Annotated in this window: 20 protein-coding genes; 10 read left to right on the forward strand and 10 right to left on the reverse strand. The window is 60.5% G+C overall.

The window, feature by feature from the left end; genetic code table 11:
• Positions 1-110 precede the first annotated feature (110 nt).
• Positions 111-1076, forward strand: coding sequence for a hypothetical protein (locus V3C85_RS02275; protein WP_331793452.1), 966 nt, complete (start codon positions 111-113; stop codon positions 1074-1076).
• A gap of 18 nt (positions 1077-1094) precedes the next feature.
• The gene (locus V3C85_RS02280; protein ID WP_331793453.1) at positions 1095-2612 is read left to right on the forward strand and encodes a phosphate ABC transporter substrate-binding/OmpA family protein; all 1518 of its coding nucleotides are present in this window, start codon (positions 1095-1097) and stop codon (positions 2610-2612) included.
• On the opposite strand, the gene radC is transcribed toward V3C85_RS02280, so the two are convergent.
• From radC to dnaK, 3 genes are all read right to left on the reverse strand, one after another.
• Positions 2584-3351, reverse strand: a complete 768-nt coding sequence (gene radC / locus V3C85_RS02285; RefSeq protein ID WP_331793454.1) for a RadC family protein — start codon at positions 3349-3351, stop codon at positions 2584-2586. The two genes, V3C85_RS02280 and radC, sit on opposite strands and share 29 nt — an antisense overlap.
• Before the next feature lie 204 nt (positions 3352-3555).
• Complete coding sequence (dnaJ, locus tag V3C85_RS02290) at positions 3556-4701, reverse strand: molecular chaperone DnaJ (protein WP_331793455.1); 1146 nt, start codon at positions 4699-4701, stop codon at positions 3556-3558.
• 75 nt (positions 4702-4776) lie between these two features.
• Positions 4777-6756: a molecular chaperone DnaK gene (gene dnaK, locus V3C85_RS02295; protein ID WP_331793539.1), complete on the reverse strand. Its 1980-nt coding sequence runs from the start codon at positions 6754-6756 to the stop codon at positions 4777-4779.
• Between the two features lie 135 nt (positions 6757-6891).
• Here dnaK and V3C85_RS02300 point away from each other — a divergent pair, with 135 nt between their 5' ends.
• Positions 6892-7035: a hypothetical protein gene (locus tag V3C85_RS02300; protein ID WP_331793456.1), complete on the forward strand. Its 144-nt coding sequence runs from the start codon at positions 6892-6894 to the stop codon at positions 7033-7035.
• Here the strand turns inward: V3C85_RS02300 and V3C85_RS02305 are convergent.
• Complete coding sequence (locus tag V3C85_RS02305; RefSeq protein WP_331793457.1) at positions 7026-7634, reverse strand: COG3650 family protein; 609 nt, start codon at positions 7632-7634, stop codon at positions 7026-7028. The genes V3C85_RS02300 and V3C85_RS02305 overlap by 10 nt on opposite strands.
• A complete protein-coding gene (locus tag V3C85_RS02310; protein WP_331793458.1) occupies positions 7631-8452 on the reverse strand; it encodes an ABC transporter permease in 822 nt (273 codons plus the stop codon). The genes V3C85_RS02305 and V3C85_RS02310 overlap by 4 nt, the downstream gene beginning before the upstream one ends.
• 137 nt (positions 8453-8589) lie before the next feature.
• On the opposite strand from V3C85_RS02310, the gene cysQ reads away from it, so the two are divergent.
• The 7 genes from cysQ to V3C85_RS02345 all read left to right on the forward strand — a co-directional run bounded on the left by cysQ (position 8590) and on the right by V3C85_RS02345 (position 16984).
• Positions 8590-9375: a 3'(2'),5'-bisphosphate nucleotidase CysQ gene (cysQ, locus tag V3C85_RS02315; RefSeq protein ID WP_445941972.1), complete on the forward strand. Its 786-nt coding sequence runs from the start codon at positions 8590-8592 to the stop codon at positions 9373-9375.
• Positions 9372-10586: a glycosyltransferase family 2 protein gene (locus V3C85_RS02320; protein WP_331793460.1), complete on the forward strand. Its 1215-nt coding sequence runs from the start codon at positions 9372-9374 to the stop codon at positions 10584-10586. Before cysQ ends, V3C85_RS02320 begins: the two co-directional genes overlap by 4 nt.
• 149 nt (positions 10587-10735) lie before the next feature.
• Positions 10736-11629: a UTP--glucose-1-phosphate uridylyltransferase GalU gene (galU, locus tag V3C85_RS02325; RefSeq protein WP_331793461.1), complete on the forward strand. Its 894-nt coding sequence runs from the start codon at positions 10736-10738 to the stop codon at positions 11627-11629.
• A 5-nt stretch (positions 11630-11634) separates the two neighbouring features.
• Positions 11635-12843 carry a glycosyltransferase family 4 protein gene (locus tag V3C85_RS02330; RefSeq protein WP_331793462.1) on the forward strand — a complete coding sequence of 403 codons (1209 nt, stop codon included), beginning with the start codon at positions 11635-11637 and terminating at the stop codon, positions 12841-12843.
• A gap of 38 nt (positions 12844-12881) precedes the next feature.
• Positions 12882-13892 carry a glycosyltransferase family 2 protein gene (locus V3C85_RS02335; RefSeq protein ID WP_331793463.1) on the forward strand — a complete coding sequence of 337 codons (1011 nt, stop codon included), beginning with the start codon at positions 12882-12884 and terminating at the stop codon, positions 13890-13892.
• Positions 13889-15586 carry a DUF5927 domain-containing protein gene (locus V3C85_RS02340; RefSeq protein WP_331793464.1) on the forward strand — a complete coding sequence of 566 codons (1698 nt, stop codon included), beginning with the start codon at positions 13889-13891 and terminating at the stop codon, positions 15584-15586. Before V3C85_RS02335 ends, V3C85_RS02340 begins: the two co-directional genes overlap by 4 nt.
• 42 nt (positions 15587-15628) lie before the next feature.
• A complete protein-coding gene (locus tag V3C85_RS02345; protein WP_331793540.1) occupies positions 15629-16984 on the forward strand; it encodes a sulfotransferase family 2 domain-containing protein in 1356 nt (451 codons plus the stop codon).
• Here V3C85_RS02345 and V3C85_RS02350 read toward each other — a convergent pair.
• From V3C85_RS02350 to lptC, 5 genes are all read right to left on the reverse strand, one after another.
• Positions 16981-17445: a PTS sugar transporter subunit IIA gene (locus V3C85_RS02350; protein WP_331793465.1), complete on the reverse strand. Its 465-nt coding sequence runs from the start codon at positions 17443-17445 to the stop codon at positions 16981-16983. The two genes, V3C85_RS02345 and V3C85_RS02350, sit on opposite strands and share 4 nt — an antisense overlap.
• A 33-nt stretch (positions 17446-17478) precedes the next feature.
• Positions 17479-18054: a ribosome hibernation-promoting factor, HPF/YfiA family gene (hpf, locus tag V3C85_RS02355; RefSeq protein ID WP_331793466.1), complete on the reverse strand. Its 576-nt coding sequence runs from the start codon at positions 18052-18054 to the stop codon at positions 17479-17481.
• A gap of 245 nt (positions 18055-18299) precedes the next feature.
• Positions 18300-19061: an LPS export ABC transporter ATP-binding protein gene (gene lptB, locus V3C85_RS02360; RefSeq protein WP_331793467.1), complete on the reverse strand. Its 762-nt coding sequence runs from the start codon at positions 19059-19061 to the stop codon at positions 18300-18302.
• Positions 19058-19549, reverse strand: coding sequence for a lipopolysaccharide transport periplasmic protein LptA (gene lptA / locus V3C85_RS02365; protein WP_331793468.1), 492 nt, complete (start codon positions 19547-19549; stop codon positions 19058-19060). Before lptA ends, lptB begins: the two co-directional genes overlap by 4 nt.
• 35 nt (positions 19550-19584) lie before the next feature.
• Entirely contained in the window at positions 19585-20190 is a 606-nt protein-coding gene (gene lptC / locus V3C85_RS02370; RefSeq protein WP_331793469.1) for an LPS export ABC transporter periplasmic protein LptC, read from the reverse strand.
• Between the last annotated feature and the right edge of the window lie 40 nt (positions 20191-20230).

Below are 20230 nucleotides of genomic sequence, written 5' to 3' on the forward strand. Positions count from 1 at the left end.
CTTGGCTGCCCCATTTCTGCCCCGCTTGGCGGAAACATTCCCCGGAACTGCCACCGAAAGGCCCGCTTTCCCCCCGAAAGTAGCCCTGTTCCGATGTGGTGGAGGGAATGATGAATCTGCAACGTAAGCTGACGCTTTTGGTCGCGACCGGCGCTTTGGCGCTTGGGGCAGGTCATGTCGTTCAAAAGCGTGCGGCCGAGCGTATGGCCGCCGCCCAGCCCGATCTGACGGTATCATCAATCACGTCCGTGGCGGCCGGCCCGGACCGGGTTGAAATTCCAGCCACCGCGCCAAAAGTCGAACTGCCGCCCCTGCCTGTATCGGTGGTGGATGCGCCTCCTGCGCCTGAAGCCCCTGTGCTGGCCGCCGCAGACCCGGCACCAGAGATGCAGCCCCCTGTCGCTGCTGCCGCGCCGGAGGTGCAGGATTGCCCTGTTCAACTGTCGTTGATCCCGCAAGCGGGCGGGATGATCGGCCTGTCGCTTCTGGCGCCCTGCCACAGCGAAGAGCGTATCGTCCTGCGTCATGCCGGCGTGGCGGTCACGGGCAAGACATCGGCCAGCGGGGCGTATTTCGGGGCGCTTCCGGCCCTGACACAAACCGCCGAGGTGGAGGTTCTGTTCAGCTCGGGCGATCGGGCAAAGGCAGAACTCGCCATCCCCGAAGCCGCGCAACTGCGCCGCTTTGTGGTGCAGTGGCAAGATGCGGATGCCTTTCAATTGCACGCCTTTGAGTCAGGGGCAGGTTACAACCAGCCCGGCCACTATTCGGCGGCCTTTGCCGGAACCCCCGGTCAGGGCGCCTTCATGACCCTGTTGGGCGACAGCACGACCGATCTGCCCTTGCTGGCAGAAGTCTTTACCTATGCCCCCGGTCAGGATGCCGAAATCGTGCTAGAGGCTGCGGTGACCGAGACGACCTGTGGGCGTGAAATCATTGGCGAAACCGTTATGGCCGAGGCAGGTGTGGTCGATCTGGCCGATTTGTCGCTGGCGATGCCCGGTTGTGAAGCCATCGGCGACATTCTGGTATTGAAAAACCTTGTCCAGGACATGAAACTCGCCGCAGCAAAGTAAAGGGTTGTTGGCAGGTCTATGTGGGACAAGTTTCGGAGTGTGGTGCTGTGTGCCGCGCTGATCATCCCGCAGATCGCCGGGGCCCAAGATGTGACATTGACCGCCCGCGAGGGCGGCTTGTCTATTTCCGGGGCCTTGCAGGGCTTTGATGGCGAATTTTACCGGATCGACAGCCGCTATGGCCTGCTGACCGTCGATGCCTCGGGCGTGATTTGCGAGGGCCCGGCCTGCCCCGATCTGACAGCCCCCCGTGCCGATATTCGTGTGACGGGGCTGCCCGGCGTGGGCGAAGCCCTGCTGCCGCCCCTGTTCCAAGCCTATGCCAAGGCGCGAGGGCTGCGCTATGTCGATCAATCGACCGAGACGCAGTATCGCGCCCAACTGCTTGATCCTGAAACTGAAAAGCCCTTGGCCGACATCAGCTTTTCGCCCGATACGCTGGAAGAAGCGCGCCAATCCTTGCTGGCTGGCCGGGCTGACCTGGCCCTGGCCGCAGCGGTGGAACCCGGCCTTGGATCGCGGGCTGTGGCGTTGGATGCGATGGTGCCGATTGTCGCGCCCGAAAATCTGACGCCAGAAATTTCAACCCGTGATCTGGCCCGCGTGCTGGCGGGAGACGTTGAGAACTGGGCCGCGATTGGTGGGCCGGATATGCCGATTGTCTTGCACGGCCTTGCAGCGGATGAACCCCTGCAAAGGGCCCTGTCGGCGCGGCTGGGGCGTGCCTTGCAGCCCGCCGTGGTGCACCCCGATCTGGCCAGCCTTGGCGCTGCTGTGGCGGCGGATCCCTGGGGGTTGGCAGTGACGGTGCGGGCCGGGGCGCGGGGGGTGCGGTTGTTGCCGATGACCGACAGTTGCGGCTTTCCGCTGCTGCCCAGCCCTCTGGCCGTCAAGGCCGAGGATTACCCTCTGGCGCTGCCGTTCTATTTTCTGACGCCCAAGCGGCGCCTTCCCCTTATGGTGCGGGAATTCCTTGAGTTTCTGGCCACCCCTCTGGCGCAGAACGCGGTTGCTGCCGCAGGGTTCATTGATCGTCAGCCCGAGCGTCAGCCGATGACGGCCGACGGTTTGCGGCTGATCAATGCGATTCAAGGGGCGGGGGCCGAGACGTCGCTGGCTGATTTGAAGCGGTTGGTTGATGTGATGGATGGGGCAGATCGGTTGTCGCTGACCTTTCGCTTTCAAGATGGATCAAGCACGCTGGATGCCCATTCGCGCGACAACCTTGCCGATCTGGCCCGGTTGATCGAGGCCGGCGTGTTGCAGGGCAAGGCGCTGATTCTGGCAGGCTTTTCAGACGGTTCTGGCCCGGCAGCGGCCAATCTGGCGCTAAGCCAGGATCGCGCTGCGGGGGTGTTGGCGCAGTTGAAAGCCCTGGCCCCCACCATGGCCGAGACGCAGATTCCCCAAGTGATCGGCTTTGGCGAGGCGCTGCCGATGGCTTGCGATGAAACCACGGCGGGGCGGCGGTTGAATCGGCGGGTAGAGGTGTGGCTGAGGCCGGTTTTCACAAATAGCCCTGCGACCGGAAACTGACCTCACGGCTTTTGCCGACGATCAGATGATCATGCAGAGTCAGGCCAAGCACCTGACAAGCCTCATTTATCTGGTTTGTCATGCTGATGTCGGCCTGACTGGGTGTCGGGTCGCCAGATGGGTGGTTGTGAACAAGAATCAGCGCCGAGGCGTTCAGTTCGAGGGCGCGTTTCACCACCTCACGCGGGTAGACCGGCACATGGTCAACGGTGCCCTTGGCCTGTTCTTCATCGGCAATCAGGGTGTTCTTGCGATCAAGAAACAGGATGCGGAATTGTTCGGTTTCGCGGTGCGCCATGGTGGTGTGGCAATAGTCGAGCAGGGCATCCCATGACGACAGAACCGGCTTGTGCATCACCCGTGCGCGCATCATGCGCTGGGCCACGGATTCAAAGATTTTCAGTTCACAAACAACGGCTTCGCCCACGCCCTTGACCGATTGCAGGCGGGAAACCGGGGCGGTGATGACGCGGTTCAGATCGCCAAATGTATCCAGCAACAGCCGGGCAAGGGGTTTCACATCCTGTCTGGGAATGGCGCGGAACAGCAAAAGTTCAAGCAATTCATAGTCAGGCATCGCGGCGGCCCCGCCGGCCATGAACCGTTCGCGCAGCCGTTTTCGGTGATCGGCAATGTAAGAGGGCAGCTTTTCGGGCAGGGGGGCAAAAGCGGCCTCATCTTCGTCGCCCTGGGGCGCAAAGAGAGGGAGGGAGCCATCCTGAAAGCCATGCTGTGCCATGGGGGCAGAGTGTCAGCGCATGGTGAATGAAGGGTTAACACCACTGGCCGGGCGCCGCAGAAACGCTGTGGTTTTGGCGTGGGACAAGCGTGGTTTTTCTGTAGTGCATCTGTGGTCACAGGCGTGGTGCAGTGCCGCCGCCGCAAAGAAAAACCCCGCCACGGGAATGGCGGGGTTTGGGTCGATCATTTTGCAGCGCCGGGATCAGCTTTTCATGCTGTCCCAAAAGCCTTTGACCTTGGAAAAGAAGGTCTTGCCCTCGGGGTTGTTTTCCTCGGACAGCTTTTCGAATTCGCGCAGCAGTTCTTTCTGGCGGCTGGTCAGATTGACCGGGGTTTCGACCGCCATTTCGATCAGCATGTCACCGGTGCCGCCGCCGCGCAGGGCGGGCATGCCCTTGCCGCGCAGGCGCATCTGTTTGCCCGATTGGGCCCCTGCGGGCACTTTCACCCGGCTGCGGCCGCCGTCGATCGTGGGCACCTCGACCTCGCCGCCAAGAGAGGCGGTGATCATGCTGACCGGCACGCGGCAGAACAGATGCACACCATCGCGTTGGAACAGGGCGTGATCCTTGACCTCGATAAAGATGTAGAGATCACCCGAAGGGCCGCCGCGCAACCCGGCCTCGCCTTCGCCCGCCAGGCGGATGCGGGTGCCGGTTTCAACGCCGGGCGGAATGTTGACGGAAAGCGCACGTTCACGCTCGACCCGGCCCTGACCGCCGCAGGCCTTGCATGGGTTCTTGATGATCTGGCCCATGCCCGAACAAGTGGGGCAGGTGCGTTCGACCGTGAAAAAGCCCTGCTGTGCCCGCACCTTGCCCATGCCTGAACAGGTGGGGCAGGTGGTGGGTTCAGCGCCGCCTTCGGCGCCGGTGCCGCGACAGGTGTCGCAGGCGGTTGAGGCCGGCACGTTGATGGTTTTCTGAGCGCCGGTAAACGCCTCTTCGAGGGTGACGCGCAGGTTGTAGCGCAGGTCAGACCCGCGCTGCGCCCGACTGCGGGCCTGACCGCCGCGCCCGCCCATGAAATCGCCGAACAGATCTTCGAACACGTCGGAAAAGGCGCTGCCAAAATCGCCGCCGCCGCCCATGCCGCCACCGGGGCGCGGGCCGCCCATGCCGCCTTCAAAGGCTGCATGGCCATAGCGGTCATAGGCCGCCTTCTTGTCAGCATCTTTCAGCACTTCATAAGCCTCGTTCACCTCTTTGAACTGAGACTCGGCATTTGGATTGCTTGAATTGCGGTCTGGGTGCAGCTCTTTCGCCTTGGTGCGATAGGCTTTCTTTACCTCATCCGCCGATGCCCCGCGCGCAACGCCGAGCACTTCGTAAAAGTCACGTTTTGCCATGGGCAATGACCCCTTTCCAGAACCGGATGGGGGCGGCCCGTTCCCGGACCGCCCCCTTTTCGGTTCACTGCGGTCTTACTTCCGCTTGTTTTCGCCAAGATCCTCAAAGTCGGCATCGACGATATCTTCGTCAACGTCACGAGGTGCATCATCGCCTTTGTCGTCGGCATCCTGAGTGGACTTGTAGATTGCCTCACCCAGACGCATCGCGGCTTCGGACAGGTTCTGGATGCCAGAGCGGATCTTGCCAGCGTCGTCGCCTTTCAGCGCCTCTTCCAGCGGCTGCATGGCCAGTTCGATCGATTCGACCGTGCTGGGGTCAACCTTGTCGCCATGTTCGGCCAGCTGCTTCTTGGTCGAGTGCAGCAGGCTTTCACCCTGGTTGCGGGTTTCGACCATGTCGCGGCGTTCCTTGTCGGCCTCGGCATTGGCTTCGGCGTCGCGGACCATTTTCTCGATCTCGTCATCGGACAAGCCGCCCGACGCCTGGATCGTGATCTGCTGTTCCTTGTTCGTGCCCTTGTCTTTGGCCTTGACCGACACGATGCCGTTGGCGTCGATGTCGAAGGTCACCTCGATCTGCGGCATGCCACGCGGGGCTGGCGGGATGTTTTCAAGGTTGAACTGGCCCAGCATCTTGTTGTCGGCAGCCATTTCGCGTTCGCCCTGGAACACCCGGATGGTCACGGCGTTCTGGTTGTCTTCCGCAGTCGAGAAGATCTGCGACTTCTTGGTCGGGATCGTCGTGTTGCGGTCGATCAGGCGGGTGAAGACGCCACCAAGGGTTTCGATGCCCAAGGAAAGCGGGGTCACGTCAAGCAGAACCACGTCTTTGACATCGCCTTGCAGAACGCCGGCCTGAATGGCGGCACCTGCGGCCACGACTTCGTCGGGGTTCACGCCCTTGTGCGGTTCCTTGCCAAAGAATTTGGTCACTTCGGCAATGACTTTCGGCATACGGGTCATACCGCCGACCAGAACCACCTCGTCAATGTCGCTGATCGACAGGCCAGCGTCTTTCAGGGCCGCTTGGCACGGCTTCATCGAGCGCTTGATCAGGTCATCGACCAGCGATTCCAGCTTGGCGCGGGTCAGCTTGACCACAAGGTGCAGCGGCTGGCCGGTGGATTTGTCCATCGAGATGAACGGCTGGTTGATTTCGGTCTGCGAGGATGACGACAGCTCGATCTTGGCTTTTTCGGCCGCCTCTTTCAGGCGCTGAAGGGCCATCTTGTCGAGGGTCAGATCGACGCCGTGTTCCTTTTTGAACTCATCCGCCAGATAGTTGACGATGCGCATGTCGAAATCTTCGCCACCAAGGAAGGTGTCGCCGTTGGTGGATTTCACCTCAAACAGGCCGTCGTCGATTTCAAGGATCGTGATGTCGAACGTGCCGCCGCCAAGGTCATACACGGCGATGGTCTTGGTCTCTTTCTTGTCAAGACCATAGGCCAGCGCGGCTGCGGTGGGTTCGTTGATGATGCGCAGCACCTCAAGCCCGGCGATCTTGCCGGCATCTTTGGTGGCCTGACGCTGGGCGTCGTTGAAATAGGCCGGAACCGTGATCACGGCCTGGGTGACGGTTTCGCCAAGATAGGCTTCGGCGGTTTCTTTCATCTTTTGCAGGATGAAGGCCGACACTTGGCTGGGCGAATACTTTTCGCCGCGCACTTCGACCCAAGCGTCGCCGTTGCCGCCGTTGACGATCTTATACGGCATATTCTTCTGGTCTTTCAGAATAACCGGATCATCGAAACGGCGCCCGATCAGGCGCTTGACGGCGAAAATGGTGTTCGAGGCGTTGGTGACGGCCTGACGTTTGGCGGCCTGGCCGACCAGACGTTCCGATTCGGTAAAGGCCACGATCGACGGCGTGGTGCGCGCGCCTTCCGAGTTTTCAATCACGCGAGGCTGCGACCCATCCATGATGGCGATGCAGGAGTTGGTGGTTCCAAGGTCGATTCCAATGACTTTGGCCATGTTTCTATCCCTTTCTTCAGGCGATGTTGCGGCGCGGGCCCGATGCGGCGCCCTTGCCCATGGAGCGTGTGGGATTCCAGACTATTCCATCATCCCGATGCGTGGTGTATATAGGAGGCGGTCAAAGTTCCTGCAACCGCGACCAACCATGCATTTCACTGAATTTTTTCGTTCTGAGACGATCAGCTGAAACAATTTCCGGAGGATCCTATGTCTCACTCTGCCATGATCATCTTGTCTGCATTGCTGCCTGCCGCCGGTATTCTGGGCCTTGTTGGCCTTGTTGCTTTCGCGGCGTCGAAAATCACCGAGCATCATCGCGATGCCAACAGCACCCCTGCCGATCAGCGGTGATCAAGGGTGCAGCACCCGGTAAAGGTATCATTGCCATCCGGGGCTGACAGAAACATCAGCGTGGTAAAGCCGAACTCGCGGTCTGACATGCCGTCGCCGCACCGCTGGCGCTTGACGATCAGGGTGCGCGTCAGCGTCGGGCCTTCCTCTAGCCGTATCAGATAGCCACGGTCGGACACGCCCTCTTCCAGCACGGTCATGGGCACGACACCGGTTTCAGGCGAGTTATATTCGGCGCCACGCGGATACAGGCTGACCGACCAGAACGGTTCGGTGCCAAAGCACGAGAGCGGACGCGGCACCTGATAGGGGTCTTCGGGGGGCGTCGCCTCAAGATAGCGCATGGCGACCCAGCCATTGCCTTCGGGGATGCCGACCTTGCCCCATTTGCCATCGGCCGAGGTTTCCAGCACTTCGATATTCAGGCCATAGGGGCCGATGTCGCCGATGATGTCGGCACTGGCCGATGGGGCGTTGCGGATGTTCAGCCGATCGCCTTCGGCCACGCCTGTGACCTGAAAGGCGGCCGGGTAGCCTTGGGCCAAGGCGGGCAGGGGCGCCGCAAGGGCAAGCCAAAAACAAAGAGCACGGAAGATCATCGTTTGGCCCCCCAGCTGAGTGATGCGTGTTTGCGTGTGTAGAATTCGCCCATCAAACCCAGCACCAGGCAGATCAGCGAGATGATGATAGGGTATTCGATGTTGCTGTAGCGGGGGTGATAGTTCAGGAAAACCTGCCCCCGCGTCTGGTCGATGATGTGAAACAGCGGATTCCAGTCAAAATAGGCCAGAATGTAGGTGGGCATGGAATTGGCCAGAAACATCTTGCCCGAGGCGATCATGTTGCCGCGTTGATAAATCTGCGCGATCAGGCCAAAAAATTCGGGCTGCCACGGCAACATGGATTTGACGACCATGCCGATGCAGACGCCCGACCCCCACGAGAGCAGCAACATGCCCAAGGTGCCCACCGGTTTGTCAAAATGGATGGGCGTGATGATGGCATGGTAGAAAAACAGCACGACGCCCGCAGACAACACTTGCAGGTATAGCGACGACAAGGCCGCCGCACCCACGGCGATGATCGGGTTCATCGGGGCGTGTTTCATCATCGGTGATGTCGGCCCGTCAGAGCCGATGACGGCCCCCATGGCCTTGGTATGCACCATGAACATGAAGATGCCCGACATGATATACAGCAAGAAATCGCCGCGCACGGCGCTGCTTTTCATGCCCAGCATGGTGAACATCACATAGAAGATCACCACGAACAGCACCATCTGCGAGATGTTCATCAACAGGCCGATGACAGCATTGCCGTGGTTTCGCCGCACAGATCGCACGGCACCGTGAAACATCAACTCAAAGATCGACAGCGCGCGGCCTGCGGCTGTCTTTCGGACGGTCGGTTGAAACATCTTTGCCTTGACCTCGTGCAGGGGCGTGCCCAAGCGATTATGCGGGAAATCTTGCCGTTTCCTTTGTGGCGATGATATGGCTTTGCGCAGTTTGAGGCAACTGTTCTGAAGAATTGGGGGTTTTTGTGAATTATACCATGTTGATTGAGGTGATGCGGCGTCTGGCGCTGGAAGCGGGGGACCGGATCATGGAGATCTATGATGGCCCCGATTTCGAGGTGAAGTCGAAAAGCGATGCCAGCCCGGTGACCGAGGCGGATGAGGCCGCGGATGCGCTGATTTCGGCGGGATTGCGGGCCGCGTTTCCCGATGTTGTTCTGATTACCGAAGAACAGGCGGCCAGCCACAGCCTGACAGCGCAGACCTTTATCATCGTTGACCCGCTGGATGGCACCAAGGAATTCGTGCAGCGCCGGGGCGATTTCACCGTGAACATCGCCTATGTCGAAGATGGTGTGCCCGTGCGCGGGGTTGTCTATGCGCCCGCCAAGGGCCGGTTGTTCTATACCCGCGCCGATGGTGTGGCGGTTGAGGAGATGGGCCCGTTTGACAAGGCACAGGCCGGGGTTCAAAAGCCGATTTCGGTTTCAAAGCCCGATAATGGCGCCTTGATGGTGGTGGCCTCGAAATCGCATCGCGACGCGGCGACGGACGCCTATATTGCCAAATATGCCGTCAAGGACATGACCAGCGCGGGCAGCAGTCTGAAGTTCTGTCTTGTCGCCACGGGCGAGGCCGATCTTTATCCGCGGCTTGGCCGCACGATGGAATGGGATACGGCGGCAGGTGATGCGGTGTTGCGCGGGGCTGGCGGGCAAGTGGTGCGGTTTGATGACCATACGCCCTTGGCCTATGGCAAATCAGGCTGGGACAACCCGTTCTTCATTGCGCTTGCCCCCGGTGTTGATCTGAAGGCCGGATGACCGGCCCACGCCTTTCGGTGATTGTGGTCAGCCGCCATCGGGCGGCGGCCCTGGCCCGCTGTGTGACAGCGATCCGGCAGCAAATCGGTGCCCAGATCGAGTTGGTGGTGGTGGCCGATCCTGCGGGGCTGGCCTCAGTGCAGGCGGATGACATCAAGGGCATCTGTTTTGATCAGGCCAACATCAGTGCCGCGCGCAATCTGGGATTGGGCGTGGCGGCTGGTCAGATCGTGGCCTTTGTCGATGATGATGCCGTGCCCGAACCCACCTGGGCCGCGCGCGTGCTGGCGCCCTTTGCGGATGGGGCGACCGTGGCGGCCACCGGATTTGTGCGCGGGCGCAATGGCATTTCGATGCAGTGGCGCTGTTCGGCGGTGGACAGGTTGGGCCAGGATCATCCGCTTGAGGTGCCTGATAGCGGGGTGGTTTACCCCGATGCCGGGCCGGGCCGGGTGATCAAGACCCAAGGCACCAACTGCGCCTTTCGCGCCGATGTTCTGCGCGGCATTGGCGGGTTCGATCCGTCGTATCGGTTTTTTCTGGATGAAACGGATGTCAACCTGCGAATGGCAGGCTTGGGGCGCACGGCTGTGGTGCCCTTGGCGCAAGTGCATCATGGGTTTCTGGCGTCCGAGCGGCGTCGGGCCGACCGGGTGCCGCTGAGCCTGCATGAGATTGCGGCCTCGACGGCTGTTTTTCTGCGCCGCCATGCGCCAGCCCATCTGGATGCGGGCCGCGCCGCCCTGGTGGCGGGCCAGCAGCGGCGGGTTGATCAGCATCTGGCGGCACGCCGGATTGATCGCGGCGCGGCCCATGCGCTGATGGCCAGCCTTGCCGAGGGTTGGGCCGAGGGGCTGGGGCGCGGTGTGCCGGATTTGCGCAGCCTGAATCCGCCAGAGGCGGCGTGGCGGCCGCTGACCCTGCGGGCGACGGGGGCGGGTGTGTTTCTTGCGGGGTGGAGTTGGCGGCGGCACAAACTGGAGGCTGAGGCCGCCGAAGCCGTGGCCGCGGGCAAGATCGTCTCGGTTCTGTGTCTGTCGCCCGGTGTTCGGCGGCATTGGCTTGGCTTTGATCCGCGCGGTTTCTGGATACAGGTCGGTGGCCTGTGGGGGCGGGCTGACAGATCGGCGCCTGCACCTTGGGGTTGTAATTTTTTGCAGAGATCTACTGCAATCTCGTCAGATTTTCGCCTTTTTCGTCCTCTAGGTTGATTTCGGAACGAGAACGATAATGCGGTGATCTGGCAGATTGTGCAAAATTCTGATATCAATCCAACGGTATCAAATGGGGCACTCGATTAGATTGCCGTCGTACGAGGGGCAGGCCATACAAATGGGCCGCAAAAAAAAGTGAAGTGAACATGAAGTCCAAGAAAGTCTTGAAAGCTGTATTTCCGGTTGCAGGTCTTGGGACACGGTTTTTGCCGGCGACCAAATCGATCCCCAAGGAAATCATGACTTTGGTGGATCGTCCGCTGATCCAATATGCGATCGACGAGGCGCGGGCGGCCGGGATCAAGGAGTTCATCTTTGTCACGTCGCGCGGCAAATCGGCGCTTGAGGATTATTTTGATGTGGCCCCCGAACTGGAATCGGCGCTGCGCAAATCGGGCAAGACCGAATTGCTGGAGGTGTTGAAAGACACCAACATGGATTCCGGGGCCATTGCCTATATCCGGCAGAACCGCCCGCAGGGTCTGGGCCATGCCGTTTGGTGCGCGCGCCGTCTGATCGGGAACGAGCCCTTTGCCGTTCTGCTGCCGGATGACGTGATTGCCGCTGAAAAGCCCTGCTTGCAGCAGATGATCGAGGCCTATGCCGAAACCGGCGGAAATATGGTGGCGGCGATGGAAGTCGCGCCGGAAAAAGCCTCGTCTTACGGTGTTCTGGATATCGGCAATGACATGGGGTCTATCGTCGAGGCCAAGGGCATGGTCGAAAAGCCCCCGGCTGGAACGGCCCCGTCGAACCTTGCCGTCATCGGGCGTTACATTTTGTCGCCGGATGTGCTGACCAATCTGAACAAGATCAAGCAAGGGGCTGGCGGTGAGATTCAGCTGACCGATGCGATTGCCGAAGAAATCGGGCGCAGCAAGGTTTTCGGCTATCGCTTCCGTGGGCAGCGTTATGATTGCGGGTCAAAAGCCGGGTTCTTGCAGGCGACCGTGGCCTTTGGTCTGGCCCGGCCCGACCTGCGTGATGAGTTGAGCGCCTATCTGAATGACCTGAGCGCCATGCAAAAGGCGGCTCAGTAACCAGATTGCCGGCAAGCGCCTTTCTGCTGGATGTGACGCGGATCGTTTCGCGTCTGGGGAAGGGTGCCCTGACCGGGATTGACCGGGTCGAGCTGGCCTATCTGCGCTATTTGCTGGGGCAGGACGTGCCTGTCTATGGTCTGACCAGAACGCCTGCCGGTGTTCTGGTCTTGCCCGTTTCTGCCCTGAAACTGATTGCCGATTGGGCGCAGGGTGGGCCTTTGCCGGGGCCGATTGATCTGATCGGGCGGATTGCGCGCCGCAAGGCCCCTGATCAGGCAAGGGCCGAGACGCAGTTGCGGCACCACGCGCTGCGACGCCTGCCTGTCGCCTTGCTGGGGCAGGGGTTGCGGCGGTTGCTTGCCCCCGGCACGGTTTATCTGAACGTGGGTCATGCCAACCTGTCCCCGCGGGTGCTGAGGGGGCTGCACCGTGCGCGGCTGCGTGTTGCGGTGATGCTGCATGATACCATTCCGCTGGAATCGCCCGAATATGCGCGGGCCGATCAGATTGCCGTCTTTGCGCGACGTGTGGCGGCGGTTTCTGCCCATGCTGATGTTGTGATTCACACCGCCCATACCACCCGTCTGGCCAATGAGCGGCACTTGGCCAAGGCAGGGCGGGTGCCGCCGGGCGTTGTTGCCCCCTTGGCGGTGGACATGCCCAAGCCTGACCTGGGCGCCTTGCCGCCGGGGCTGATGCCAAGCGAGCCGTATTTTGTGGTTCTGGGCACGATCGAGCCGCGCAAGAACCACGCGCTGTTGCTGGATGTCTGGGACGCCCTGGCCGCCGAGAAGGGCCCTTTGCCGAAGTTGCTGGTGATTGGCAACCGTGGCTGGGCCAAGCCTGCGCTGTTTGCCCGGCTGGACCGGGGCGTTGCCGGCGTTCAGGTGCTGTCGGGGCTGGGGGATCAGGCGGTGGCGACGCTGGTGGCCGGGGCGCGGGCATTGCTGTTTCCATCCTTTGCCGAAGGCTTTGGTCTGCCTGCGATTGAGGCCATGCGTCTGAAAACACCCGTAATTGCATCGGATTTACCGATCTTTCGCGAGGTGATGGGTGACTATGCTGTTTACCTGACTCCGTCCGATGTTTATTCTTGGATGAGAACAATCCGCGACACCAGCCTTGGCCCATCCGGCAGGGTGCCAGAGGCCGGGGGGCTGGCTTCTGTGACCTGGTCTGACCATTTGAGAATTGTATTAACAAGTATCTGAAAGCATGGTTCTGTGCGAAGGGGAAGCGGGCGGTAAGAGTGGGCATTTTTTCGAGATATCGGCTTAGGTTGGCGCGTCGTCGCTGGCTGTTTCGCGCGTTTCGGAAACGGCGCGAGCTGAAGCCTGTTGCCAATCGCACGGCAAAAATGCGCCCCAATGATATCTTGCTGTTCTGCACCCTGCGGAATGAGAAAATCCGACTGCCGTATTTCCTGCGCTACTACCGGGATTTGGGGGTTAATCATTTCTTTATCGTGGACAATGGCAGCGATGACGGTGGCCGCGAATATCTGGCCGAGCAGCCTGATGTCAGCCTGTGGTCAACGACCCATAGCTATAAACGGGCGCGGTTCGGGGCAGATTGGCTGAACTGGTTGCAACTGCGCTATGCCCATGAGCATTGGTGTCTTGTCGTCGATCCGGATGAGTTCTTTGTTTACCCGTTTTGCGATACCCGGCCGATCCGGGCGCTGACGGATTGGCTGGATTCGTCGTCGATCAAGTCGTTTCCCGCGATGCTGCTGGATATGTATCCCAAGGGGCCGCTGGACGCCCAGCCGTACCGCGAGGGGATGGACCCGTTCGAGATTGCCCAGTATTTTGACAGTGGCAACTATGTGTTTCAGCGCAACAGCCGGTTTGGCAATCTGTGGATTCAGGGTGGCCCCCGGATGCGCACTTTCTTTGCCGACAAGCCGGCGATGGCACCCGCGCTGAACAAGATCCCGTTGGTGAAATGGCATCGCAGCTATGCCTATGTCAGCTCGACCCATATGCTGCTGCCGCGTGGTTTGAACCAGGTGTATGATGAATGGGGCGGCGAAAAGGCCAGCGGTTGTCTGTTGCACGCCAAGTTTCTGGATACCTTTGCCACCAAGGCCGAGGAGGAAATGAGCCGGGGCCAGCATTATGCGGCCAGTGCCGAATACAAGGCCTATAAGGCCGGGCTAGAAGCGCAGCCTGACCTGTGGTGCAAGTGGAGTGAGAAATACATCAACTGGCGTCAGCTTGAGATTCTGGGCCTGATGTCCAAGGGCAACTGGGCATGAGCGTCGGGTTCATCATGTTGTGCCACACGGCCCTGGATCGCGCGGCCCAAGTGGCCCGCCATTGGGCCGAGCGTGAGTGCCCGGTGGTGGTGCATGTGGATAGGCGCGTGCCTGCGGTGCAATTCGACAAGATGAAGGCCGATCTTGCCGATCTGGGCAATGTGCGGTTCTTGGGGCGGCATGCCTGTGAATGGGGCACCTGGGGCATTGTGGCCGCCAGCCAAGAGGCGGCGACGCTGATGCTGCGGGACTTTGCCCAGGTCAAGCATGTGTATCTGGCCTCGGGTTCGTGCCTGCCCCTGCGCCCGGTCGAGGAATTGGTGGCCTATCTGGCCGAACGCCCGCGCACCGATTTTATCGAAAGTGTGACGACCGAGGATGTGGGTTGGACGATCGGCGGGCTGGATGTTGAGAGGTTCACGCTGCGCTTTCCGTTCAGCTGGCGCAAGCAGCGGCTGTTTTTTGATGCCTATGTCTGGCTGCAACGCCAAGTTGGCTTTCGGCGCAAGATACCGGCCGGGCTGTCGCCGCATCTGGGCAGCCAGTGGTGGTGCCTGACGCGGCAAACCCTGTCGGCCATTCTGGAACATCCAGAGCGGAACCAGATCGACCAGTATTTCCGCAAGGTCTGGATTCCTGACGAAAGCTATTTTCAGACGCTGGTGCGGCAGGTGTCCACGAATATTGAAAGCCGGTCTTTGACGCTGTCGAAGTTCGATTTTCAGGGCAAGCCGCATATTTTCTATGATGACCATCTGCAATTGCTGCGGCGGTCTGATTGTTTTGTGGCGCGCAAGATCTGGCCACAGGCAGACAAGCTGTATGGTGCCTTTTTGTCGGGCGATCGCAGCCGGTTGGCGGCGGCTGAACCGAACCCCGGCAAGATTGACCGCTTGTTCGCCAAAGCGGTTGAGCGGCGCACCAAGGGGCGGCCGGGCCTGTATATGCAAAGCCGCTATCCCAATGAAAACTGGGAAAACGGGCGCACGGCTGGGCCGTATTCGGTGTTTTGCGGCTTTTCCGATGTGTTTGAGAATTTTGAAGTCTGGCTGAGCAAGGCCAGCGGAACGCGGGTTCACGGCCATCTGTTCGCGCCTGATCGGGTGCATTTCGCGGGCAGTGAGGGGTGTTACAACGGGTCATTGTCCACGTCGGTGGCGATCCGCGATTATAACCCGCGCGGTTTTCTGACCAACCTGATCTGGAACACGCGGGGCGAAAGGCAGTGTTTTCAATATGGCCCTGATGATAACCAGAAACTGAATTGGTTCATGGCCCTGGATGGAAACGCCCAGATCTCGGTGATTTCCGGGGCATGGGCCGTGCCGCTGTTCCATTCCAACCGCAATTTCGGAGAGATCCGGCGCGAGGCGGCGCGGATGCAGAAGATTGAGCAGGAGTTTTTGAACATCTTGCGCGATGCCCATGCCAAGGCGCATGTGCGGATCTGGAGTTTGGCCGATTTCGTTGAAAACCCGATGGAGCCGTTGCAGACGATCATTGATGAAATCGGCCCAAGGCAGGGCCGACGATTGACCGAGGCGCCCCGGCTGGCCGATTTGGCAGGCTTTGGGCAGTTCTTGCAGAACCTGCGCAATCAGGGGATGCAGCCGACATTGATGGGTGATTTTCCGGTGCATGATGACCCCAAGCCCTCAACCTCGCGCCGCGGGCGCCCCTATTTGGTGAAGTGAGTGCCGAAAGCGCTGTTTGACAGTTTTGTTCTGTTTGCAGAAATGCGGACGGGTTCGAATTTTCTTGAAGCAAATCTGAACGCGATGCAGGGGGTTTCCTGCCACGGAGAGGTGTTCAACCCCTATTTCATTGGGCAAAAAGACAAAACCTCGTTCCTTGGGTTTTCGCTGGCAGACCGTGAGGCCGATCCGATGGCGCTGGTGCGGGCGATGCGGGCGGCCGGGGATGGGCTGGCGGGCTTTCGCTATTTTCACGACCACGATCCGCGGGTGTTTGAGCCGGTGTTGCAAGATCCGCAATGCGCCAAGATCGTGCTGACGCGGAACCCGGTGGAAAGTTATGTCAGCTGGAAGATTGCGCAGGAAACCGGGCAGTGGAAGCTGACCAATGCCAAGAACCTGAAAACCGCGCAGGCCCGGTTTGATGCCCCCGAATTTGAGGCCCATCTGGCGGCCTTGCAGGATTTCCAGATCCGCATTCTGCATGGGTTGCAGGTGACCGGGCAGACGGCGTTTTACATCGACTATGAAGACATCAACGATCTGGATGTGGTGAACGGGCTGGCCGCCTTTCTGGGTGTGCCGGGGTTGGCGGCGCTGGATGGCAGCCTGAAAAAACAGAACCCCGAAGAGATTTCGCAAAAGGTGGTGAATGCAGATGAGATGGAACGGGCGCTGACGCGGCTGGACCAGTTCAATCTGTCCCGCACCCCGAACTTTGAACCCCGCCGGGCGCCGGCCGTGCCGTCCTTCGTGGCGGCGCAGCGGGCGGCGTTGCTGTATATGCCGATCAAGGCCGGGCCCGAGGATCGGGTGACGGCCTGGTTGGCGGGGTTTGGCGGCACCGAAGGCGAGTTTTCGCAAAAGTCGTTGCGCCAATGGAAGCGCGCGCGGCCGCACCACCGCGCCTTTACGGTGCTGCGCCACCCGGTTGCGCGGGCGCATCACGCCTTTTGCAGCCAGATTCTGGATGGCAATCTGCGCGAAATCCGCGCCCAGTTGGAAAAGGCGCACCGCATTGCCCTGCCGCCCTTGGGGCAGCGCTATGGCGATGTTGCCGCGCATCGTGCGGGGTTTGTCGGATTTCTGAAGTGGCTGAAGCTGAATGTGGCCGGCCAGACCGGGGTCAGGGTTGATCCGCATTGGGCCAGCCAGTCAGCGGTGCTGCAAGGGTTTGGCCAGTTTCAGACACCCGATGTCATCTTGCGGGAAGAGCGGCTGGCCGAGGGACTTGCCTATCTGGCCGCAGAAATCGGGATCGAGGCCAGCCCACCCCTGCCAGCGGCCGAGCCGGATGCCCTGCTGGCGGCGGTTTACGATGATGAAATCGAAGCTGCCGCCCGCGATGCCTATGCCCGCGACTATATGGCCTTTGGGTTTCAGGATTGGGGCCGTTAGGCCGCTTGCGGGGCCTTTGCCTCGGTCAGGATGGCATGCAGTTTGGCGGGGTCGGTATTGGCCCGCAGCTTTGCCACAGTGCCCGCATCGCGCATGGTGCGGCTGACCAGCGCCAAGGCCTTAAGGTGGTCAACACCTGAATCCTTGGGCGCGAACAGGCCAAAGATCAGATCGACCGGCTGACGATCGACGCTGTCATAATCCAGCGGCTTTTCCAGACGGATGAACACGCCCACGATGCGATCAAGGTCTTGCAGCCGGGCATGGGGCAGGGCGATGCCATGGCCCACACCTGTGGGGCCAAGGCTTTCGCGTTCTTGAAGGCCGTCGATGGCTGTGGCGGCAGACAGACCATAGGTGGCTGCCACCATCTCGCCCAGTTCCTGAAAAAGCCGTTTCTTGCTGGTCAGTTGCCCAACGACGCGAACGGCGCCGGGCGCGAGTAGCTTGGACAATTCCATCAACGGTTTCTTCCCGGCCGCCGTGGTGGCCTTTTACTTGGTGTTACGCGGGTCGATCCAGCCGATGTTGCCGTCATCCCGACGGTACACGACATTCACGCCCCCATGTCCTTCATTGCGGAACACCAGCATGCGTTGCCCACCAAGCTCTAGCTGCATCACGGCTTCGCCGACGGTGATGGAAGGGATCTTGGTTTCCATCTCGGCGATGACGATCGGCTGGAGCGTGTCTGACGCCTCATCCTCGTGGTCCTCGGTTGGCGCGAGGATATAAGAGGAGCCGCCGCCGAATTCAACAGGTGACGTTCGGGCGGAATGGTGGTTGCGGATACGGCGTTTATAGCGACGCAACTGCTTGTCCATCTTCTCGCGGCAGGATTCGAACGCCGCATAGATTTCGGATGCATGGCCCTTGGCCGCAGCATTCAGGCCCGTGGACAGGTGAACGGTGGCTTCACACACAAATTCATGCGCTGATTTCGAGAAAACGATGACAGCCTCGGTCGGTCGCTGGGCATATTTGTCAACAACCTCGCTGAGTTCAGACTTTACATGAGTCTGAAGGGCTTCGCCGATGTCGATTTGTTTTCCGCTGATCTGATAGCGCATGATGTCTCCTCCGCGCGGCTGCTTTCCTGCCGGCTCGCCCCGAAGGCACGAGAAGCAGGTTCTTGAATTTCAGGTGGGGTTGCCTTGGCGATCCTGCAAGGGAGTTTGACTGCAAGTCTTCGGGGCCGGTACGCGGCCGCGAGGCAGGATCTGGACAGGGCGGGGTTCGCTCGCATCCCTTGTATTTGGCGACAGGGGACAGGGGGTTGTCAACAGAATCGTCACAACAATTTAACAAGCGGGGGTCACGTCATCCGGAAATTTTGGCCCAGATAGACCCGGCGCACTGTTTCATCACGCACGATTTCATCCGTGGTCCCGCTTTTCAGCACGGTGCCGTCGTGCAAAATATAGGCCCGGTCGACAATTTCCAGCGTTTCCCGCACGTTATGATCGGTAATTAACACGCCGATGCCGCGTGATTTCAGATCATGCACAAGGTGGCGGATTTCCCCCACGGCGATCGGATCGACCCCGGCAAAGGGTTCGTCCAGCAGCAGGTATTTCGGATTGGCGGCAAGGCAGCGCGCGATTTCCACGCGCCGACGCTCGCCCCCTGACAGGGCAAGGGCGGGGGCGCGGCGCAGGTGGGTGATCGAGAATTCCGACAACAATTCTTCCAGCCGCTCGCGCCGTTTGTGGCGATCATCGTCGGTGATTTCCAGCACGGCCAGGATGTTGTCTTCGACCGACAGGCCACGAAAGATCGACACCTCTTGGGGCAGATAGCCGATGCCAAGCCGTGCCCGGCGATACATGGGCAGGCCCGTTACGTCTTTGCCGTCAATGATCACCTGACCGCCTTCGGGTGTGACCAGACCCGCGATGGAATAAAAGCAGGTGGTCTTGCCGCTGCCATTTGGCCCCAGCAACGCGACAACCTCGCCGCGATTCAACTGCATGCTGACATCGCGGATCACCAGCTTGCGTTTATAGCTTTTGCGCAGGTTACGGATGGACAGCCCGGCGCCACCCTCTGTTACCGACAGTTTGGGCAGGGATGTCACGGGGTGGTGCCCCCGGGCGTGAAGATCGTCTTGACGCGGCCGGTCATCGTGCCGGTGCCGTTTTTCAAATTGACGATCAGCTTTTCGCCCGAAATGGCCGTGGCCCCTTGGGTCAGCAGAACATTGCCTGTCATCACCACATTGCCCGAGTCGATGGTATAGACGGCCTCTTGCGCCTCGGCGGCATCCTGGGGGCTGACCAGCGTGACGCCGCCCGTTGCATGCAGGCGGTCAATCGCCGACCCATCCGCCGTGTATTCGACCTGCACCTGCCCGGCAGTCAGGCGCATCTGCCCCTGTTTCACCAGCACATTGCCGGAAAATACCGCCGTGCCCGCCGCCTGATCGACCGACAGGCTGTCGGCATCCACTTCGACGGGCAGGGTTGTGTCCTGGGTCAGGCCGCCAAGGCGCACATCGGCCTGTTGGCCAAGCGCCGGACCCGACAGGCAAGCAGCAATCAGAATGGCGTAAAGCAATCTGGGCATGGGCAACCTGTCTGTCCTGTTCAACGCGGGTTCAATCAATTCGCCGGTCGGTATATCAGCTTCACCCTGCTGTTGAAAACAACAAGATATCGGCCCGGCTGCTGCGCATCTTCGGTCAGCCGCATCGAGTCGGCTGTCAGGCTGCCCGCGGGGCCAGTGGCTGTCACCGGGGTGTCTGAGGTGATCTCGGTCTGGTCCATCCGGGCGATCATCTCTTGGGTTTCGATCTGCCAGCCATTCGACTGGGTGATCGTCACCCCGGATGACAGCAGGATGTGCTGCTGTGCGCCATCAATTCGGGCGGCCCCGGCGCGAAGGGTGGTGCTGGCGCCATCGGGTGTTTCCAGCAGGCCAACCACGCTTTGCGCCGTGCCCGACGCGCTGTCGGTGGCATCGGGCCGGGCCTCGGCGGCAGAAAGGGTCAGTGCGGCGCCATCATCGGTAACACCGGCATAAGACGGGTCGGTCATGCGGGGTTCGCGCAGGCGATCTTCAATATCGACCTGGGCATAGGGCAGGGCCTCTTCCGGGTCGATCGTGCGGGCCACCAGAAACAGCGTGGATAACAGCGCCAAGGCCGCCAAGGGCAGCGCAATCTTCAGCCAGGCGATAAGCCGGGAATGGGCGTCTAGGTTTGCCATGGGCCGGATGAAACTGCCTTCTTTCGTCCAAGGGTATAGA

It is taken from the genome of Pseudotabrizicola sp. L79 (assembly GCF_036553525.1).
Taxonomy (GTDB): domain Bacteria; phylum Pseudomonadota; class Alphaproteobacteria; order Rhodobacterales; family Rhodobacteraceae; genus Pseudotabrizicola.

Bases quoted from the DNA above. Each gene is read 5' to 3' on its own strand.
- V3C85_RS02320 (WP_331793460.1), top strand. From the start codon at position 9,372: ATGACCGGCCCACGCCTTTCGGTGATTGTGGTCAGCCGCCATCGGGCG.
- V3C85_RS02340 (WP_331793464.1), top strand. From the start codon at position 13,889: ATGAGCGTCGGGTTCATCATGTTGTGCCACACGGCCCTGGATCGCGCG.
- V3C85_RS02275 (WP_331793452.1), top strand. From the start codon at position 111: ATGAATCTGCAACGTAAGCTGACGCTTTTGGTCGCGACCGGCGCTTTG.
- hpf (WP_331793466.1), bottom strand. From the start codon at position 18,054: ATGCGCTATCAGATCAGCGGAAAACAAATCGACATCGGCGAAGCCCTT.
- lptC (WP_331793469.1), bottom strand. From the start codon at position 20,190: ATGGCAAACCTAGACGCCCATTCCCGGCTTATCGCCTGGCTGAAGATT.
- V3C85_RS02280 (WP_331793453.1), top strand. From the start codon at position 1,095: ATGTGGGACAAGTTTCGGAGTGTGGTGCTGTGTGCCGCGCTGATCATC.
- lptA (WP_331793468.1), bottom strand. From the start codon at position 19,549: ATGCCCAGATTGCTTTACGCCATTCTGATTGCTGCTTGCCTGTCGGGT.
- V3C85_RS02350 (WP_331793465.1), bottom strand. From the start codon at position 17,445: ATGGAATTGTCCAAGCTACTCGCGCCCGGCGCCGTTCGCGTCGTTGGG.
- cysQ (WP_445941972.1), top strand. From the start codon at position 8,590: ATGTTGATTGAGGTGATGCGGCGTCTGGCGCTGGAAGCGGGGGACCGG.
- V3C85_RS02305 (WP_331793457.1), bottom strand. From the start codon at position 7,634: ATGATCTTCCGTGCTCTTTGTTTTTGGCTTGCCCTTGCGGCGCCCCTG.
- V3C85_RS02300 (WP_331793456.1), top strand. From the start codon at position 6,892: ATGTCTCACTCTGCCATGATCATCTTGTCTGCATTGCTGCCTGCCGCC.
- V3C85_RS02345 (WP_331793540.1), top strand. From the start codon at position 15,629: ATGCGGACGGGTTCGAATTTTCTTGAAGCAAATCTGAACGCGATGCAG.
- radC (WP_331793454.1), bottom strand. From the start codon at position 3,351: ATGGCACAGCATGGCTTTCAGGATGGCTCCCTCCCTCTCTTTGCGCCC.
- galU (WP_331793461.1), top strand. From the start codon at position 10,736: ATGAAGTCCAAGAAAGTCTTGAAAGCTGTATTTCCGGTTGCAGGTCTT.
- V3C85_RS02310 (WP_331793458.1), bottom strand. From the start codon at position 8,452: ATGTTTCAACCGACCGTCCGAAAGACAGCCGCAGGCCGCGCGCTGTCG.
- dnaJ (WP_331793455.1), bottom strand. From the start codon at position 4,701: ATGGCAAAACGTGACTTTTACGAAGTGCTCGGCGTTGCGCGCGGGGCA.